The sequence below is a fragment of the Deltaproteobacteria bacterium GWC2_65_14 genome (assembly GCA_001797615.1).
GTDB lineage: Bacteria > Desulfobacterota > Deferrimicrobia > Deferrimicrobiales > Deferrimicrobiaceae > GWC2-65-14.
The window spans coordinates 26,379-41,995 of sequence record MGPV01000058.1 but is presented as its reverse complement, the minus strand read 5'-3'; the positions used below and the strand labels follow the sequence as shown (position 1 = coordinate 41,995).

The window sequence follows — 15,617 nt, the reverse complement described above, 5'->3', positions numbered from 1 at the left end:
GGCGAGCCGGTTCTTCGAGATCGACTTCCAGAACCGGTAGGCCAGGTCGGCCCGGTTCACCGTGTCTCCGTGGGAGAGCAGGAGCCTGCGGTCCCCGACGGCGGCCCGCATCTCCCCCTCGGACACCGCGTCGAAGGTGCTTCTCTCGTGCGGCGTTTTCAGATGGAAATCGCGGTTCCCCTCCACATAATATAGACGGAGACCTTCGCGCCGGAGCCTCCGCAGCCGCTCGACGACCGGCTGCTGGAACCGGAAGGTGAGACCGGGAGCCCCGAACCAGAGGTCGAAGATGTCCCCCAGCAGGAAGAGGGCGGCCTTCTCCTGCGTCGCCTTCTCCGCGAGGATCAGGAAGTTCCGGGAGTGGATGTCCTCCTGGTTCAGGTGGGCGTCGGCCAGGAAGACCGCCCGGTCGTGGACGATGGGAAGCCCCGCGTGCATACGCGGAATACGATAGCACAGGAAAACCCGAGGAGGCCGCCGATGTCGCCGCTCTCCGGGGTGCGGGTGCTCGACCTTTCCCTCCAGCTCCCGGGCCCCTTCTGCACGCTGATGATGGCCGATCACGGAGCCGACGTGATCAAGGTGGACGAGCCGGTCCCGCGGGTCCGCAACCCCTTCGCGGGGGAGGAGCCGGGGATGAGCCCGGCCGACCGCTACCTGAACCGGGGGAAGCGGAGCCTGACGCTGGACCTGAAGACGGAGCAGGGGAGGGAGATCTTCCGGACGCTGGCCGCCTGGGCCGACGTCGTGGTGGAGGGGTTCCGCCCCGGGGTGGTGCGCCGTCTCGGCGTCGACTACGAGACCCTGTCCGGGGTCAACCCGCGCCTGGTCTACTGCTCCATCTCCGGGTACGGGCAGACGGGGCCGATGCGGGACGTCGCGGGGCACGACATCAACTACATCTCCTGGGCGGGGATCCTGGGGATGTGCGGGGCGCGGGACGGAGAGCCGGCCGTTCCGCCGGTCCAGATCGGGGACCTCTTCGGGGGGGCGATGATGGCGCTCTCCGGAATCCTGATGGCGCTGCTGTCGCGCCGGTCGACCGGGGCGGGACGCTGGATCGACGTCTCCATGACCGACGGAGCGGCGGCGATCTGGTCGCTCCATTCGGCGGCCTGCCTGGCCGGTATGTCTGCGCCCGAGCGGGGGAATATGATGCTGACGGGGATGTTTCCCTGCTACGGGACCTACCGGTGTGCCGACGGGAAACATATCAGCCTCGGAGCGCTGGAATCGTGGTTCTGGGAGCGGCTCGTCGACGCCCTGGGGCGGGAGGACCTCCGGGAGGGGCAGTATGCCGTCGGGGAGACGGGCGCCCGGGTCCGGAAGGAGCTCGAAGGGGTCTTCGCCTCGAGGACCCGGGACGACTGGATCGGCTTCTTCGAAGGAAGGGATGTCTGCATCTCCCCCGTGCTCGACCTTTCCGAGTCGCTCTCCAGTCCGCTCCTGCGCGCGAGGGGGATGGTCGTCGAGGTGGGCTCTCCCCTCGGGGGAAGCGACCTCCAGCCGGGGCGTCCGCTGAAGTTTCTCGATCCGGAAGGGAAGGAAGCTCCGGATCCCTGCCCGACCTTCCCCCGGAGGGCTCCGCGGCTGGGCGAGCACACCGAGGAGATCCTGCGCGAGATCGGCTTCGACGCGGAACGGATTACACGGCTTCGGGAATCGGGGGTGATCCGGTAGGTCGGAGATCGGGTACAATGGAAGGGAACCCCGGCGAGGAACTACACGGAACGGAGGCCGTCTTGGAACTGCCGTTGCTGGTGGCGCTTCGCGAGGACCACTCGATCGATCCCTCTCTCGACCCCGGGCTGTCCCAGGAGGACCTCCTTTTTCTCTATTCGAGCATGCAGCGGCTTCGGGCGCTCGACGAGAAGGCGATCGCCCTGCAGCGGTCGGGCCGGATCGGCTTCTACACTCCCTCCTTCGGGCAGGAGGCGGCCGAGATCGGCGCCGGGTTCGCCCTCCGGGAGGGGGACTGGATCTTTCCCTCCTACCGGGACCATGGGATGGCGCTGATGCGAGGGTATCCTCTCGAAGCGCTCGTCGGCCAGCTGTTCGGGAACCGGTCGGACGCGACGCGAGGCCGGCAGATGCCGAATCACTGGTGCGACCGCTCGGTACGGGTCGTGTCGGTCTCTAGCCCCGTGGCAACCCAGCTTCCGCAGGCGGTGGGGGCCGCCTATGCCGTGAAGCTGCGCGGGGAGAAGGCGGCGGTCATCGTCGGCTTCGGGGACGGCGGCAGCTCCACGGAGGCCTTCCACGCCGCGATGAACTTCGCCGGGGTCTACGGGGCCCCGGTTGTCTTTTTCTGCTGCAACAACCAGTATGCGATCTCCGTTCCGTTCTCGAAACAGACCGCCTCCAGCTCCGTCGCGGTGAAAGCGGTCGCCTACGGGTTTCCGGGGGTACGGGTGGACGGGAACGACCTCCTGGCAGTCCACCACGTGGTCCGGGAGGCGCTGGAGAAGGCCCGCGCGGGGGGAGGGCCGACGCTGGTCGAGGCGGTCACCTACCGGATGGGGCCGCACTCCACCTCCGATGATCCGACCCGCTACCGGACCGAGGAGGAAGTGGCGAGCTGGGCGAAGCGGGACCCGATCCTGCGATTCGCCCGGCATCTGATGGCACGGGGGATCCTCGACGAGGCGGAAGCGGACCGGATCGCGGCAGAGGCCCGGGAGGAGATCAACCGGGTGGTCAAGGAGTGCGAGGGCGCTCCGCCCGTCCCGCCGGAATCGATGGTCGAGGATGTCTACGCGGAACTTCCCTGGCACCTGGCGGAGCAGCGCAAGCTCCTGGCCGGGAAGGGGGATTGAGCCGATGGCGGTGATGACCCTCGTCCAGGCGGTCCGGGACGCGCTTGCGTTCGAGATGGAGCGCAATCCCGCACTCGTCCTGCTCGGGGAGGATATCGGGCAAAACGGCGGGGTCTTCCGCGCCACGGAAGGGCTGTGGGAGCGCTTCGGGCCGGAGCGGGTGCTCGACACCCCCCTCGCGGAGTCGGGGATCGTCGGGATGGCGATCGGGATGGCGCTGGCCGGGCTCCGCCCGGTGGCCGAGATCGAGTTCGCCGACTTCATCTATCCCGCCTTCGACCAGATCGTCTCCGAGATGTCCAAGTTGCGGTACCGGTCGGCCGGTCAGTTCCCCGCACCGGTCGTGCTGCGCGCCCCCTCCGGCGGCGGGATCAAGGGAGGGATTTACCACTCCCAGAGCCCGGAGGCCTACTTCGTCCACACCGCGGGGCTCGTGGTGGTCATCCCCTCCACCCCGGCGGATGCCCGGGGACTTCTTCTCTCCGCGATGCGGTCTCCCGACCCGGTGATCTTCTTCGAGCCGAAGGCGCTCTACCGGACGGTGAAGGGGGAGGTTCCGGAGGGGGACCACCCCGTGCCGCTGGGAACGGCCCGGATCGTCCGGGAGGGGAAGGACCTCTCCCTGCTGACCTACGGCGCCATGGTCCCGGTGGCTTCGCTGGCGGCCGCGGAGGCGGAAGCCGAAGGGATCGGGGTCGAGGTGATCGACATGCGGACCCTCTGGCCGCTGGATATCGAGGCGGTCACCGGGTCCGTCGCAAAGACGGGACGGGCGGTCGTCCTGCACGAGGCGCCGAAAAGCTGCGGGTTCGGGGCGGAGCTGGCAGCGCTGATCCAGGAGAAGGTTTTCCTGCACCTGAAAGCCCCCGTCGCCCGTGTCGCCGGGTTCGACACGCCGTTCCCGTACGCCCTGGAGAAGCTCTACCTGCCGGATCCCGGCCTTGTGCTCGATTCGATCCGGTTTACGGTGAATTTCTGAGGACCGCGATGGAGGGGAACGAGACGCGCGAACGAGAGGGAAAGGGGGTGAGGAACAGGGAAGGCGTGGGGCTCGTTCGAGTGGAGCAACCAACCCGGGCTGGAAGGAGGAAGTGATGAAAAAGAAGGGCTTGAACCGCAGGGAGTTTCTCAAGCTGACCGGTGCGACCGGCACATTGATCGCGGCGGGGTCCCTGGGAGGGATGACGGTTCCCAGGGGGGTGTGGGCCGCAACGCCCGCGATCAAGGGGCCCATCAAGATCGGCTACCAGGCGATCACCTCGGGAACACTGGCCGGGTACGGCGAGTTCCACAAGTACGGCGTGGACATGGCGGTCGAGGAGATCAACGCGGCCGGCGGGATCGCCGGGCAGAAGGTGGAGGTGGAGTTCCGGGATTCCACGACGAAAGGGGACACGGCGATCGAGAACTGCCGCTATTTCGTGGACAGCTGGGGGGCCGATTTCCTGGCCGGGATCGATTCCTCGGGGCAGGCCCTGGCCATCGCGCCGGTGATCGAACGGCTGGATCGCGTCATCATCATCACGCACGCCGCCACCGAAAAGCTCACCGAGGAGATGGTGTTCAAGAAGGGAATCCGGCAGATCTTCCGGATTTCCACCCCCACGTATCAGGACGGGCATGCCGCGGCGTTCCTGGCCAAGGATCTTACCGCCGTGAAATGGTCCACCGTGAGCCCCAAGTACGAATACGGGTTCACCTGCTGGAAGATGTTCCAGGACACGCTCGGCAAGCTCAAGCCCGGCGTCTCCTTCGTCGCCGAGTCGTTCGCTCCGTTCGGCACCACGGACTTCCGCTCGCACATCAACACGATCCTGGACGCAAACCCCGACGGGCTGTATTCCACGGAGTGGGCGGGCGAGCTCATCACCTTCGTCAAGCAGGCGAAGGAGGCCGGCCTGTTCGAGAAGATCAAGCACGTCATGTTCCCGGTCGGCGCCGCGATGGACGTCCTGGAGGGGCTGGGGAAGGAGATGCCCGACAACATCTGGATCTCCGGTCGGTACTTCTTCCTGTATCCGAACAACAAGACGAACAACGAGTGGGTGGCCAGGTTCCGGAAGCGCTGGAACCATTACCCTGCGTATGTCTCTGAGACCGGGTACTCCTCCATCTACGCGTTCAAGGCGGCGGTGGAGAAGGCGGGCTCCAAGGAAACGAAGGCGGTCATCCAGGCCCTGGAGGGGATGGAGATGGATTCTCCCGCCGGGCGCCGGGTGTTCCGGAAGGAGGACCACCAGGCGATATACGACGTTCCGTGGGGCAAGACCATAACCGATCCCAAGTACCCCTTCAAGGTGATGGGGGAGCAGAAAGTGATCCCGGCCAAGGAATTCTTCAATCGGCCCCCGTTCGAAGGGGCGGGGACAAGCCCTCCCTTCTGAACGAAGGGGCAGGAATCCGGCGGCGCGGGATGCCGCGCCGCCGGATGCACATCATCTCTTTATCGGTCGGGAGAGACAACTGGTGCAATCCGTCGTTCACGTATGCCTGGCGGGACTTTCGGCGGGGATGTTCATCTGGCTCGTGGCCAGCGGCCTGACGCTGATCTTCGGTGTTCTGGGGGTCTTGAACTTCGCCCACGGCAGCTTCTACATGCTGGGGGCCTACTTCTGCTTCACGGTGCTGCGGCACCTCGGGGAGAATTTCTGGATCGGTCTCCTCCTCGGCCCACTGTTTGTCTGCGCGACGGGGCTTGTCGTCGAACGGTTCTTCCTTCGGAGGGTCTACCCCCTTGCGCTTCCCTACCAGCTCCTGCTCACGTTCGCCTTCGTGCTCATCTTCGACAACCTCGTCAAGATCGCCTGGGGAGGGGGCTCCCTGTCGCCCCCCAGCATGGACCTCTTCGGGGGGTCCATCCCGATCGCGGGAAGGAAGTTCCCCGTCTACAACCTGTTCATCATCGCCGTGGGGCCGCTGGTGGCCATCGGGCTGTGGCTGATGCTCGAGAGGACCTGGTGGGGGAGGATCATCCGCGCGGCCTCCTCCGACAGGGAGATGGCGTCCGCGCTTGGGGTACGGGTCCCCGCCCTGTTCACGGGGGTCTTCGTCTTCGGAAGCTGGCTCGGAGCGGTAGGCGGAGGACTGGCCGTCCCGTACGTGGGGCTCCTGACGCCGGGGATGGGAGATACGATCATCATCGAGGCGTTCATCGTCGCCGTCATCGGGGGGTTGGGGAGCTTGAAAGGTGCGTTCTCGGCCGCGCTGATCATCGGAGTGCTCTCCGCGTTCGGGACGCGGTACTTTCCGGCCTTCGACATGTTCCTGATCTTCATCCTGATGGCCGCGGTCCTTTTGTGGCGGCCGCAGGGGCTCTTCGGCGAGGCCCGGTGAACCGATGAAGAACAAACCCCTGTCCGCAGCGCTCGTCCTGGTTTCCCTCGCGGTGCTGGTCGCGATCCCGTTCGTGGCGGGCCGGTTCACCGTGTATCTCGCCATGCGCGTCATGCTCCTCGGGATCTTCGCGGTGGGATACAACCTGCTGCTGGGACAGACGGGGCTGCTCGCCTTCGGCCACGGGGCGTTCTACGCGGCCGGGGCCTACGGCATGGGGTTTTTCTGGCTTCATCTGTCCCCCCATCCCCTCCTGGGAATCGCGGCGGGCATCCTGGCCGCCGCTTTTCTCGCGCTTCTCATCGGGTTCTTCTGCGTCCGGCACACGGAGATCTACTTCGCCATGCTCACGCTCGCCTTCGGGATGATGGTCTTTTCGCTCATCTGGAACGCGCGCGAGATCACCGGCGGGGACGACGGCCTGGTGGGGATCATGCGGGACCCGATCACCTTCTTCGGCCCGTGGAAGATCCCGATCGGGAAGGACATCCAGTACTATTATCTCGTCCTCTTCTTCTTCGTCCTTTCCGTGTGGGTTGTCCACCGGATCCGGAGCTCCCCCTTCGGGCTCGTGCTCGCCGGGATCCGGGAAAACGCACGGAGGACGGAATTCGCCGGCCTTTCCGTGAAGAGGTACCGTCTGGCAGTCTTCGTGCTGAGCGCCGCCTTCGCCGGACTGGCCGGATCCCTCGAGGCGATGCTGGAGAGCAACGCCCGGCCGTTCATGGCTCACTGGACCCACTCGGCCAATCCCATTCTGGTGAGTCTCCTGGGCGGTCTCCACTCGCTCAGCGGACCCATCGTGGGGAGCCTGATCTTCGTGGCGATGAGGGAGATCGTCCAGAGATTCACCGAGAACTGGATGCTCTGGTTCGGGATCGTACTCCTGATCATCATTCTGGGGTTCCGCGGCGGCGTTGTCGGCGTGGTGCAGCATCTCGTGCGGCGGCCGCAGGCGGCAGGGGGAGAATAGGGATGGGGAAGGAGCTTCTCACGACACAGAAACTCTCCAACCATTTCGGGAGAATCTGCACGGCCGACAACCTCGACCTTACGATCGAGGAGGGGGTGCTCACCTCCATCATCGGACCGAACGGGGCGGGAAAGTCCACCCTGATAAACCTGCTCACCGGGTATCTTCCCGTCCAGACCGGAAGGATCTTCTTCCAAGGGATGGAGATCACCCGTCTTCCCGTCCACACGAGGGTCCGCCGGGGGATCTGCCGCTCGTTCCAGATCGTGAACGTGTTTCCCCAGCTGACGGTGTTTCAGAACGTCATGATCCCGATCCTGGCGGTCACCGGGCGGTCGTGGAGACCCTTTGCGAACATTTCTTCGGAGAAGGATGCACACGGCGAGGCGGAGGCGATCCTATCGAGGGTCGGGCTTTCCGCGGAGCGCGAGACTCTGGCCAGCGCCCTCTCGCACGGGGACCAGCGGCTCCTCGAGGTGGGTGTGGCCCTGGCTGCCCGGCCGACCCTGCTGTTCCTGGACGAACCGACCGCGGGGATGAATCCCGTAGAGCGTTCGCGACTTCTGGAGGACATCCGGCGGCTGGCCCGCGAGGGGCGAACCACCTTCGTGGTCGTCGAGCACGACATGGACGTCGTCTTTGCCTTGTCCGAGCGGATCATCGTGCTGCACCGCGGAGTGATCATCGGGGACGGCACCCCTGAGGAGATCCAGAACGACAAGACGGTGAAAGAGGTGTACCTCGGGGACGAAGTCATCGACACCATCCGGTACGAAGAGGGGGACGACGCGGGATGATCCTCGAAGTTTCCCACATCGACACCTATTACGGCAGCAGCCACATCCTCCAGGAGGTCTCCCTGTCCGTAAAGGAAGGGGAGGTCGTCGCCCTCCTCGGGCGGAACGGAGTGGGAAAGACGACGACCCTGCGCTCGATCATCGGTCTGTCGCCGCCGTCCCGGGGGTCGATCCGGTTTTTGGGCAAGGAGATCTGCGGTCCCCCCCCGTACGAGATCGCGCGCATGGGAGTCGCCTACGTCCCTGACGACTACCGGATCTTTCCCGACCTGACCGCGGAGGAAAATCTGGAGATCGCCCGGCGTCTTTCCCCCCGGAAGGGGCACTGGAACCGGACCCGGATCGTCGAGCTCTTCCCGGCGCTCGGGGATCGGTTGGGGTCGAAGGGGATCAACCTTTCCGGTGGCGAGAAGAAGATGCTGGCCGTCGGCCGCGCCCTCATGGCGAACCCTTCCCTCATTTTGCTTGACGAGCCGTCGGAGGGGCTGGCTCCCCTGGTTGTGGCCAACCTGGTCGAGGTGCTGGGGAAGATCCGCGGGCACGGGGTCACCATCCTCCTGGCGGACCAGAACCTCAAGTTCTGCAGGAAGGTGTGCAACCGCGGGTACATCCTCGAGAAGGGGACCGTCCGGCACGAGGGGGAGATGGAAGCGATCTGGAACAACGAGGAGATCATCCGGAAGTACCTGGTCGTCTGAGGGGGGAGGAAGGGACGACACCTTCCCGGGGAGGCGACAGGAGTTGGCGTGGGGAAAGGAGCAGGAGATGGACCGGGGCTGGTTCGACATCCAGGGGAAGGTCGCCGTGGTGACCGGCGCTTCGAAAGGGCTGGGCCGGGCGATGGCGGTGGGGTTGGCCAAGGCGGGCGCCTCTCTGGCCCTGTGCGGACGAAACATGAAGGACCTGGAGGAGAGCGGGAAAGCGATCGCGCCGTTCGGGGGCAAAGCCCGTTCGTACCGCATGGATGTCGTGGATCGCGCTTCCATCCGGAACGCGGTCGAGGCGATCCGGATGGATTTCGGGCGGATCGACATCCTGGTCAACAACGCCGGTGTGAACATCCGAAAACCGGTCACCGAACTGGCCGAAGAGGAGTGGGACCTCGTCCTGGACACGAACCTGAAGGGGTATTTCCTGGTCGCGCAGGCGGTCGTTCCGGAGATGATCGAGAGGCGCTGCGGCAAGATCATCAACATCGCCTCGATCATGGGAGCCGTCGCGCTGGACAATCTGGTGGCCTACGCCTCCAGCAAGGGCGGGGTCGTCCAGATGACCAAGGTCATGGCGATCGAATGGGCGAAGCACAACGTCAACGTCAACGCGATCGGTCCGACCTATTTCGAGACCCCCCTCGTCGCGGCCCTTCGGAATGACCCGGACCGGGTCCGGTTCATCAACGAGAGAACTCCCATGGGGCGGTGGGGGCAGCCGGAGGAACTCGAGGGGACGGTGATCTTTCTGGCGTCGCGGGCCTCGGACTTCATCACGGGTCAGACGATCTACGTGGACGGCGGGTGGACGATCTGGTGATTCGGAGGTAAGCCGAATGGAAGCGATGGAAGCCATTCTCTCGCGGAGGAGCATCCGCCGCTACACGGGAGATCCGGTCCCGGAACCGGTGATCGAGGAAATTCTGGCCGCCGCCATGAGCGCACCCTCCTCGAAGAACCAGCAGACCTGGCATTTCGTGGTCATCACCGACCGGGCCATCCTGCGGGAGGTTCCGTCGTTCCACCCGTACGCAAAGATGGTTCCGGACGCACCCGTGGCGATTTTGGTCTGCGCGGATCTCCAGCGGGACGAACACGGGTTCTGGGTGCAGGACTGTTCCGCCGCGACGCAGAACATTCTGCTTGCCGCCCACGCGAAGGGACTGGGGGCCGTGTGGCTCGGGGTCCATCCCCTGGAGGAGCGGGTGCTCGGGTTCCGCCGGCTGCTGGGGCTTCCGGAGCATATCGTTCCCCTCTCCCTGGTCCCGATCGGGTTCCCCGCCGTGAAGAAACCCCGGGAAGACCGGTTCGACCGGACGAGAATCCGCAAGAATCGATGGCAGGAAGGCGGGCCATGAGGACGACGGACCGTCCTTCTCCCCTTCCGTTCCGGACGATCGCGGAGATCGTCCATTTCCACGGACGGGAACGGGCGGACAAGAAGGCCCTTTGCTTTCCCCCGGCCGGGGAGATGACCTACGCGGAACTGGATGAAAACTCCCGCCGGTTTTGCGCGTTCCTGAAGTCGCGCGGTCTCTCGAACGGCGACCGCATTGCGATCCTGCTCCCGAACGTGCCGGAATTCGTGGTTTCGTATTTCGGGGCGATCGCGGGTGGGCACGTGGCGGTGCCGGTGAACTACCGGCTCTCCCCCCCGGAGATCGGCTACATCCTGGCGGACTGCGGCGCCTCGACGGTGGTCACGACCCGGGAGCAGTTCGACAAGGTATCGGGACTCGGGGAGTCCCGGGGGGTCGCCACCTGGGTGCTGACCGACGATGAAGCGAAGGATGCGGTCCCGTTCCGGAGCACGCTGGACCGGGAGGCGCTTCCGGCGATGGCCACCTCCTCCACCGAAGATGTGGCAGTCCTCCTGTACACGTCGGGAACGACCGGCTTCCCCAAGGGGGCGATGATCTCCCACCGGAACACCCTCTTCAACGTAGAGTCCTGCCGCGCCGCGCTGGACTACCGCGAGGAGGACATCGGGCTGATCACCCTTCCCCTGTTCCACGTCACCGGGCTCGATTCCCAGCTCGTGGCGCTGTTGGCCTGCGGGGCAACGGTGGTGCTGCAGCGGGAATACAACACCCGGGATATGCTTTCCCTGGTCTCCCGACTCCGGATCACCGCGCTCTTCCTCGTGCCTGCCATCTACAAGCTGATCACCCTGCGGGACGATCTGAACGAGTTCGATCTTTCCTCGGTCCGGATCGCCGCGTACGGCGGCGCCCCCATGGATCCGGAAACCATCCGGGCGATCCGGGGGATCCTTCCCGCGGCACTGCACAATTGCTACGGGCTCACGGAATGCTCCTCCCTGGCCACGGTGCTTCCGGCGGATCGTGCGTTGGATCGGGCGGATTCGGTCGGATTCCCGGTGCCCGGCACGAGAGCGCAGGTGCGGGGTCCGTCCGGTGATGCGCTGCCTCCCGGGGAACCCGGAGAACTCTACCTGTCGGGTCCGCACATCGTACAGGGCTACTACGGCTTGCCGGACAAGACCCGGGAGGCGATCCGGGACGGCTGGCTCCGGACGGGGGACATCGCCCGGATGGACGGGGAAGGGCTGGTCACCATCCTGGATCGGGTCAAGGACATGATCAACCGGGGCGGGGAGAAGGTCTACGGACTCGAGGTGGAGAACGTGATCTACGCCTTCCCCGGCGTTGCCGAGGCGGCGGTTCTGGGGATTCCCCACCCGATTTTCGGAGAGGTTCCGGCCGCTTCCGTGGTCCCGATGCCGGGCGCGGTCCTGGACCCGGAGGCGGTCCGGGAGTATTGCCGCACCCGCCTGGCCGATTTCAAGGTGCCAGTGGAAATCCGGATCGAACCGTCCCTTCCGAGGAACCCCGGGGGGAAAGTGATGAAGCAGGAACTGAAGCGCCGGTGGAACACCGGCATGAAGGAGGAGCATCGATGAAGAATGGGGCCGAATACATTGAGACACTGAGGAGCATGAAGCCCAGGGTCTATTACCAGGGAGAGAAGCTTGCGGACCCGTACGGGCACCCGGCGATCCTTCCCCACCTCCGTACGGCGGCGGTTACCTACGATCTCGCCGGGGACCCGAAGCATGCAGACCTCATGACGGTTGTATCCCCCTTGACGGGCGAGCGGATTTCCCGGTTCACCCACCTGTTCTGGAGTCCGGAGGATCTGATCCGGAAGATCGAGATGCTGCGCCTCATCGGCCAGGAGACCGGGACCTGCTTTCAGCGCTGCGTGGGTCTGGACGGGATCAACGCGCTCTGGTCCGTCACCTATGAGGTCGACCAGGCGAAGGGGACCGACTACCACGTGCGGTTCCGAAACTACCTGGAGCGGCTCCAGAGGGAGGACCTGATGGCCGCTGGTGCCATGACCGACGTGAAGGGAGACCGGTCCCTTCCTCCGTGGCAGCAGCCCGACCCCGACATGTACGTCCACGTGGTCGATCGGCGTCCCGACGGGATCGTCATCCGGGGGGCGAAGACCCACATCACCGGGGCGGTCAACTCCCACGAGGTGCTGGTGATGCCCACCCTCGGTCTCCCGCCGGAGGGGGCGGACTACGCGGTGGCCTGCGCGGTCCCCCTCGATACCCCGGGCCTGACCCTCGTCTTCGGGCGGCAGACGAACGATGGGCGGAAAGAGGAAGAAGGAATGTTCGACTGCGGAACCTCCTTCGGGGTGGTCGGCGGCGAGAGCACCCTGATCTTCGAGGATGTGTTCGTCCCCCGGGAGAGGGTATTTCTGGACGGGGAGGGGGAATTCGCGGGGCTGCTCGTGGATCGGTTCGCCTCCTGGCACCGAGCCAACTACGGCGGGTGCAAGGCGGGCAACGCGGATATCCTCCTCGGCGCCACGGCTCTGCTCGCCGAGGTGCACGGGACGATCAAGAACTCCATCGTCCGGGACAAGCTCACCGAGATCATTCATCTCGTGGAAACGAACTATGCCGGGGCAATCGGCGCGTCCGCGCTTGCCACGAAGCTTCCCGCGGGGAACTGGCTGGTCGACCCGCTCCTGGCGAACACCGTCAAGCAGAACGTGACCCGGTTCGTCTACCAGATTGGCCGGCTGGCCCACGACATCGGAGGCGGGCTCCTCTCCACGCTGCCCGCGGACCGGGATTTCCGCAACGAGGAGATCGGGGGGCTGCTGGAGAAGTATTTCAAGGGGAGGGAGGGATTTCCCACGGAGGACAAAAGAAAGCTCTGCCGTTATATTGAGAGCATGACCTCGGTGGCCACGTTGGTCGAGGCGCTGCACGGGGCGGGGTCGCCGCAGGCGCAGCGAATCGTCATGTTCCGGCAAGCCAATATCCCGCAGAAGGCCGGAATGGCCAGGAAGGTGATCGGCATCGGAAAGGAGTAACGGCGCTGGGCCCGGAACAAATGGCAGCGGCCGGCACAAACCCGCGTCGCCGGAGAGTCTGTGACGTGCCGCCGGCCCGGCGGATCGGATTCGCGAGAAGGAGAAAACAGCCATGAAATCCACGAAAGAACACCGGTTGTTCGTCGGAGGGAAATGGGTGAAGGACAAGGAGACGATGCCGGTCCTCGACAAGTACACCGGCGAGACGATCGGCGTCGTCCCGGTCGCGTCGAAGGGGACCGTGGAGAAGGCGATCGCGGCGGCGCACGCCGCCTTCCCGGAGTATTCGCGGATGCCGGCCCACAAACGGTTCCGGATCCTGGAGAAGGCGTCTCAGCTTTTGGCGAAGCACCAGGAGGAGATCGCGGCGACGATCTGCCGCGAGGCGGGGAAAGCCTGGAAATACTCGATCGGCGAGGTGGCGCGGGCCGTGGAGACCTTCCAGTTCTCCGCGGAAGAGGCCAAGAGGATCCACGGGGAGACGGTCCCGATGGATGCCAGCTCCGCGGGCGAGGGGCGCGTGGGCTTCTACCTGCGCACCCCGGTCGGGGTGGTGGCCGCCATCACGCCGTTCAACTTCCCCCTGAACCTGGTGGCGCACAAGGTCGGCCCGGCGCTGGCGGCGGGATGCACCCTCGTCCTCAAGCCGGCCTCCACCACGCCGCTCACCGCGATCCGGCTCGGGGAGATCCTCGAGGAGGCGGGGATACCGCCCGGGGTGTTCAACGTCGTGGTCGGGTCGGGAGGCACGGTGGGGGAGTGGCTCACCGTCGATCCGCGGATCGCGAAGATCTCCTTCACCGGGAGCCCTCCGGTCGGCGAGGCGATACTCCGGAAGGCGGGGCTGAAGAAAGTGACGATGGAGCTGGGGAACAACTCCGGGACGATCCTCGAGCCCGACACCGACCTGGACGCGGCGATCCCACGGTGCGCGGTGAGCGCCTTCGCCAATTCCGGCCAGGTCTGCATCTCCCTCCAGCGTCTCTACGTCCACAAGGCGATCGCGAAGGAGTTCACGAAGCGGTTCGTCGAGTTCACCTCGAAGCTCAAGGTCGGCAACCCGCTGGAGAAGGACTGCGAGGTCGGCCCGATGATCGACGAGGCGGAGGCCAAACGGGCGGAGAGCTGGATCCGGGAGGCGGTCGGGGAGGGGGCGAGGCTTCTGGTCGGGGGGAAGCGGGAGGGGAGGGTCCTCTATCCGACGGTCCTCGCGAAGGTCCGCCCGGAGATGAAGGTGATGTGCCTGGAGGCCTTCGCCCCGCTCGTCTCGATCTACGAATACGAGAGGTTCGAGGATGCCGTGGCGATGGTCGAGGATTCCCCGTTCGGCCTGCAGGCGGGGGTCTACACAAACGACATCCGGAAGGCCTTCTACGCCGTCGACCGGATCAACGCCGGCGGCGTGATGATCAACGACACCTCGATCTTCCGGGTCGACCACATGCCCTACGGGGGGAACAAGATGAGCGGCCTCGGGCGGGAGGGGGTCCGGTTCGCCGTCGAGGAGATGACGAACATCAAGATGGTGGTGTTCCGGCTGTAAGGAGACCCGATGGAGTTCGAACTGCGGCTTCCCGACGTCGGGGAAGGGATCGCCGAGGGGGAGATCGTCCGCTGGCTGGTTTCCGAGGGGGACCGGGTCGCGGAGGACGACCTCCTGGTCGAGGTGCTGACCGACAAGGCGAACGTCGAGATCCCCTCCCCTGTTTCGGGGACGGTTTCCCGGATCGTCGCGCAGCCCGGGCAGGTCGTGAAGGTGGGGGAGGTGATGGCGGTGCTCGAGGTCGTCGCCCCGTCGAAGACCCCGGCGGCTCCCCCGGACCGGGGAGAGGCGCTGGCGGTCCCGGCCGTGCGGAAGCTGGCCAGGGACCTGGGCGTGGAGCTTTCCTCGGTGAGGGGGACCGGCCAAGGCGGGCGGGTCACGGAGCGGGATGTCCGCGCGGCCGCGGGGCGGGGCCCCGGCCGTCCCGGGAAGCCGGCGCCCGAAACGGCCCCCGGGACGCCCCGGCCGGACGAGGAGCGGATCCCCTTCCGGGGGAAACGACGGATGGCCGCCCGGAAGATGTCGCTCTCGAAGTCGACGATCCCCCACGCCCTCCTGGTCGACGAGGCCGACGTGACGAGCCTGCTGGGGATGCGGGAGGCGCTCCGCGGGATCGGCGAAACAGAGGGGGTCAGGATCACCGTCCTCCCGCTGATCCTCAAGGCGGTGGCGGCCGCCCTGGAGCGCCACCCGGCGATGAACGCCACCCTCGACGAGGAGCGGGGGGAGATCGTGCGCTACCGGCGGTACGACATCGGGATCGCGGTGGACGCCGAGGACGGGCTGGTCGTTCCGGTCCTCCGCAACGCCCGGGGAAAATCGGTCGTCGAGCTGGCCCGCGAGATGGAGCGGCTTGCGGAAGGGGCCCGGAGCGGGAAACTCGGGGCGGCGGATTTTTCCGGAAGCACCTTCACGGTGACGAGCATCGGATCGATCGGGGGGCTGTTCAGCTACCCGGTGATCAACCCCCCGGAGGCGGCGATCCTGGGGATCCACAGGATCGTGCGGCGGCCGGTCGTCCGCGAGGGGGGGATCGTGGCCAGGGACATGATGTACCTGAGTCTCTCCTTCGACCACCGGTTGATC

The 15,617-nt window shown here is 65.9% G+C and carries 13 protein-coding genes and 1 pseudogene (1 of these 14 only partly in view); all 14 read left to right on the top strand.

Annotation, left to right across the window (positions count from 1 at the left end; genetic code table 11):
- The first annotated feature begins 480 nt into the window (after positions 1–480).
- The gene (locus A2X88_05990; GenBank protein OGP33243.1) at positions 481–1,680 is read left to right on the top strand and encodes a hypothetical protein; all 1,200 of its coding nucleotides are present in this window, start codon (positions 481–483) and stop codon (positions 1,678–1,680) included.
- 104 nt (positions 1,681–1,784) lie between these two features.
- Complete coding sequence (locus A2X88_05985; protein ID OGP33260.1) at positions 1,785–2,816, top strand: pyruvate dehydrogenase (acetyl-transferring) E1 component subunit alpha; 1,032 nt, start codon at positions 1,785–1,787, stop codon at positions 2,814–2,816.
- Positions 2,817–2,820: 4 nt separating this feature from the next.
- On the top strand, positions 2,821–3,795 hold the full coding sequence (locus A2X88_05980) for a 2-oxoisovalerate dehydrogenase (protein ID OGP33242.1): 975 nt from the start codon (positions 2,821–2,823) through the stop codon (positions 3,793–3,795).
- Positions 3,796–3,997: 202 nt separating this feature from the next.
- A complete protein-coding gene (locus A2X88_05975; GenBank protein ID OGP33259.1) occupies positions 3,998–5,200 on the top strand; it encodes a hypothetical protein in 1,203 nt (400 codons plus the stop codon).
- Positions 5,201–5,261: 61 nt separating this feature from the next.
- A complete protein-coding gene (locus A2X88_05970; GenBank protein ID OGP33241.1) occupies positions 5,262–6,149 on the top strand; it encodes an ABC transporter permease in 888 nt (295 codons plus the stop codon).
- 4 nt (positions 6,150–6,153) lie between these two features.
- Positions 6,154–7,122: a hypothetical protein gene (locus A2X88_05965; protein OGP33240.1), complete on the top strand. Its 969-nt coding sequence runs from the start codon at positions 6,154–6,156 to the stop codon at positions 7,120–7,122.
- A 2-nt stretch (positions 7,123–7,124) separates the two neighbouring features.
- A complete protein-coding gene (locus A2X88_05960) occupies positions 7,125–7,919 on the top strand; it encodes a hypothetical protein (protein OGP33239.1) in 795 nt (264 codons plus the stop codon).
- Positions 7,919–8,617, top strand: coding sequence for an ABC transporter ATP-binding protein (locus tag A2X88_05955; protein OGP33258.1), 699 nt, complete (start codon positions 7,919–7,921; stop codon positions 8,615–8,617). Before A2X88_05960 ends, A2X88_05955 begins: the two co-directional genes overlap by 1 nt.
- A gap of 67 nt (positions 8,618–8,684) precedes the next feature.
- A complete protein-coding gene (locus A2X88_05950; GenBank protein OGP33257.1) occupies positions 8,685–9,449 on the top strand; it encodes a 2-deoxy-D-gluconate 3-dehydrogenase in 765 nt (254 codons plus the stop codon).
- A 16-nt stretch (positions 9,450–9,465) separates the two neighbouring features.
- A complete protein-coding gene (locus A2X88_05945; protein OGP33238.1) occupies positions 9,466–9,987 on the top strand; it encodes an NADH dehydrogenase in 522 nt (173 codons plus the stop codon).
- The gene (locus tag A2X88_05940; protein OGP33237.1) at positions 9,984–11,552 is read left to right on the top strand and encodes a hypothetical protein; all 1,569 of its coding nucleotides are present in this window, start codon (positions 9,984–9,986) and stop codon (positions 11,550–11,552) included. Before A2X88_05945 ends, A2X88_05940 begins: the two co-directional genes overlap by 4 nt.
- Complete coding sequence (locus A2X88_05935; protein OGP33236.1) at positions 11,549–12,988, top strand: 4-hydroxybutyryl-CoA dehydratase; 1,440 nt, start codon at positions 11,549–11,551, stop codon at positions 12,986–12,988. The genes A2X88_05940 and A2X88_05935 overlap by 4 nt, the downstream gene beginning before the upstream one ends.
- A 112-nt stretch (positions 12,989–13,100) precedes the next feature.
- On the top strand, positions 13,101–14,531 hold the full coding sequence (locus A2X88_05930; GenBank protein ID OGP33235.1) for an aldehyde dehydrogenase: 1,431 nt from the start codon (positions 13,101–13,103) through the stop codon (positions 14,529–14,531).
- Between the two features lie 9 nt (positions 14,532–14,540).
- Positions 14,541–15,617, top strand: a pseudogene (locus A2X88_05925) (hypothetical protein) (it continues 51 nt past the right edge of the window).